The sequence below is a fragment of the Elusimicrobiaceae bacterium genome, assembly GCA_017520185.1.
Classification (GTDB): domain Bacteria; phylum Elusimicrobiota; class Elusimicrobia; order Elusimicrobiales; family Elusimicrobiaceae; genus Avelusimicrobium.
Genome location: JAFXGO010000014.1, coordinates 1 through 3,397, shown reverse-complemented (window position 1 = coordinate 3,397; position 3,397 = coordinate 1). Strand labels below are relative to the sequence as shown.

The 3,397-nt window shown below is 39.2% G+C and carries 4 protein-coding genes; 3 read left to right on the top strand and 1 reads right to left on the bottom strand.

Features of this window, described 5'->3' with window-relative positions:
* Positions 1–355: 355 nt before the first annotated feature.
* Positions 356–991 (bottom strand): hypothetical protein, encoded by a 636-nt coding sequence (locus tag IKL48_02155; protein ID MBR3603483.1) that lies wholly within the window; start codon positions 989–991, stop codon positions 356–358.
* 320 nt (positions 992–1,311) lie between these two features.
* Here IKL48_02155 and IKL48_02150 point away from each other — a divergent pair, with 320 nt between their 5' ends.
* The 3 genes from IKL48_02150 to IKL48_02140 all read left to right on the top strand — a co-directional run.
* The gene (locus IKL48_02150) at positions 1,312–1,773 is read left to right on the top strand and encodes a hypothetical protein (protein MBR3603482.1); all 462 of its coding nucleotides are present in this window, start codon (positions 1,312–1,314) and stop codon (positions 1,771–1,773) included.
* On the top strand, positions 1,774–2,178 hold the full coding sequence (locus tag IKL48_02145) for a hypothetical protein (GenBank protein MBR3603481.1): 405 nt from the start codon (positions 1,774–1,776) through the stop codon (positions 2,176–2,178).
* 102 nt (positions 2,179–2,280) lie between these two features.
* A partial coding sequence (locus IKL48_02140; protein ID MBR3603480.1) for a hypothetical protein occupies positions 2,281–3,397 on the top strand: 1,117 nt, incomplete at its 3' end.

Here is a 3,397-nt window from a genome sequence, read left to right as displayed (position 1 = left end):
TAGCAACCTGCACCGAAAAAGAGCCATGCTCGGGGCATGTTTTTTCCAACCAGACTTCACTTCCCCGTTGTACTTTAATAGCGGGAATTGTTTTTAGACAAACAGGACACAGCGCTTGGGTTTCTTGTTTCATAGTCTTATTTTAATAAAAAAACTACTTTTCGTTCTAGCTGTTTGAAACATCAGCATAGTGCTAGGGAAACTACAACATCCGTATTTTAGTTTTAAGTTTATAGCATAAATCCCCGTTGGGCCTAACGCCCGACGGGGATTTTTTTGCGCACCACTGATAGCATGCGAATCTTGGCCGGTTTTTGTATTTTTGGGGTTTAGTTAATTATCCAGGGGATATTTGTTACTCAACCCACCCTCCAAAACCTTTACGCAATCGGTCCTTAAATTGTTTAGTGAACTTTTGCCCTCTTATCATATATTCAAACGTAACAATTTGAGTGTACCATTGAGTAACATCACCCGAGTAATCGGTATGTAGCACACTAACATCTACGACTTGAAACGAAGGATCTCCCGCCTTTGCATCCTTTACCCAAGATTCACATTTATTAAAACGCAACCCTTTGCATACCTCCTCACAACGAGGTGTCAAGTAAGTAGGGACAGGTTTCGGTTTGTTTTTGGCTTTTTGTTGAATGGCTAACTGACGATTTATCTCTGCAGTTAATTGTGCATTAACTTGAGTAAGAGAATCATTTTGTGCTTGCAACTGCCTGTTTTGATTTTGTAAATCTTCATTCTGCTCAACGGCCACTGCCAAGCGGGCTGCATTTGTGGAATTTACATTTGCAATACTGTCAGAAAGGTGTCTAGCTCTTTCTAATTCTGATTGATACACATTGCTTTGCGCCGCCAATGCTGCATTTTCCCTTTCCAAACGGGCAATCTTGGCTTTTCTACTTTCCCTATGTTGGGCAAAACTCATAGCAGGAATCAATATGCTAAGCAATAATACAATTAGTTGAACTTTTTTCATATATCTATCCTTTAATTAAGATATTGATAGTATATAACTTTTTTTTAAACATTTTAAGGGCCAAAAGGCCTAATTTAAAAATAGGCCAAAATTCCCAGCTTAATAGGCAAAACTGGGGTAATGGACTAAATTTAGCCTTTATTTCCCATAATTTTTCCTAATTACAATTCATAAACAAGCACCTTGCTACCCAAACTACAACCGCCGTATGAATTTGAAACCCTCGCATCAGCGGGGGTTTTTTGTTATATACTTTTGGCTTTTTACCACACACAGAAACAAAAGGCCATTTTTAGTAGAATGAAAAAAAGGAGAAAAAAATGAAATATCGTACCATTACGGGAATTGCCAACATTGTTTTTCTGATTTTAGGGTTTCTTTATAGCAATGCCTTATTTTCTTGGGCATTGAAAGAGCCCGTTACCCGGCATATGTTTTGGATATGCGTACTTCACCTAATCGGGTTTTTATTGATACAAATAAGTGCCGCCATATTTACGACAAAGATGCTTAAACTCCCCATCAACCCCAATCAAGGTTTTCTTACGCGCACGTCTAACTTACTTGGCAAGCTGGTGCTTATCGGCCTTCCGTTTTACAAAACGTGGCATTCCGCTTTTTCCGCAAAAACTATTTTTTTCTATCTTTTGGGTGCCGTTCCCTTAGCACTCTGTATAGTAGTGCCCTTTGCTATTATTACACCGATGCTATTATTACACCGATTGCAGCGGAAAAAAATTTCAGCAGAGATTAGCGACTACTTACACAAAACAAAATCATAAATGAAAAAATTAACCGCCCTTTTACTGATACTTTTCTTCTGCACAATAAACATAAGTGCAGAAGAAATACACGCTTGGGAATTTGCGAAAAAACCTACAACACTAAAAACACAGCCTTTTGACCCGGAAAATGCCCAACTTAAAAAATACAGCAATAAATTAAAAAAAGTTGTTCACAAAAAACGTAAACTTATAGAATTTCAAAACCAAAAAACCCCTTATTTTGAATGTAACAAAACCAACAACCCTTGGACTACCACCTTCCACAGATATATAGATGAAAAAACGGAAAACTTTCAAATTTACGATAAAACTTTAGAAGACAAATTGATAGAAATAAGAGACGGCCTTGTCTTTCTTTGTCCGCCCTTGATGATAATCCTTGGAAAACCTCCTTATTTTTAGCCAAAAATACGCCGTTCTGAAATATTCATACTTTTAAAACAAGGTTTGTTTCTAATCAAATATATTTTACGCGGTGGATTTAAAAATAATTATTCTATTATTATGAAGAAAATATTATTTCTGTTTTTCTTACTATTTACTCCGTTTTTAAGCGCACAAGAGCTTTGGGTAGGCAATATAGACGTATCCGTTACCCGTATGAATCCCGAAGTTATCAAAAGAAAATTTCCTTTAAAATCCGGGGATCGCTTTTCTACGACAAGTTACGAACAGGCCCAAAATAAATTGCATGATATGCGCCTGTTTAAAAAGCTGGATTTTTCCACCCGCCAACAAGATGACAAGGTAGATATTCATATTTTGGCACAAGACGGCTATTATTTCTTCCCGCTGGCATTTTTTGCTTCCGCCGATAAAGACGTATTATATTTATCTTTATTTGAAGGAAATTTTTTTAAACAAGGCGAAACGGCCTTTGTTACCGCAGGCGTAAGCGATGACGGCTACTCTTTGGCAGGCGGACTTGTTTGGGAAGACCATTTTTTAAACATCAAATATACGGATTTAGATGCCGAACTTCGGTTTTACCCCCACCATTGGTCCAATATGTATGGCGTTTTAAATATCGCCGATGACAAAGAAGAATTTGGTCACCCCCTGGATCAATTTGATATAAAAGAGCAATCTTTGCGCTTTTTATATGCGCGGCAAATGGGGAATTGGAGCGCTTTTATTTCTCCCGAATTTAAACACGTTTCCTATTCCCGCGATTTGAACGACGGCAACCACAATCAGCTTTCCGCAGGGCTTGCCTACCGCCACAATGTGCGTTCTTCTTCGGGTATGGGAGCTCTTTTTGGGTTTGGTCTTTCCGACAAACAAAAAATGCTCGCTGATTTAACCGCCGCCCGCTATGCTTACGCGGCCGATGTTTCTTTTACCAAAGGTGGCACTTGGAGCGGGGCCGATTATGACATTACCAAACTTTGGCTGAATTTCTTATGGCAAGCCGAATTAAAAAGCCGCCATATTGTATCTTTACAAATAAAAGCGCAAGACACCTACGGCTCGCCTTTTGCCGAGCAAGTGCTTTCCACGGACTTATTGGGCAAACAAGGCAAATACCGCCGCTTGATACGCGGCAGCCGCGGGGCCGGAGCTACGGCGGCCTTTATGTATTATTTATTGCGTAATGACACCGGGCTTTTGGCCTTAACGC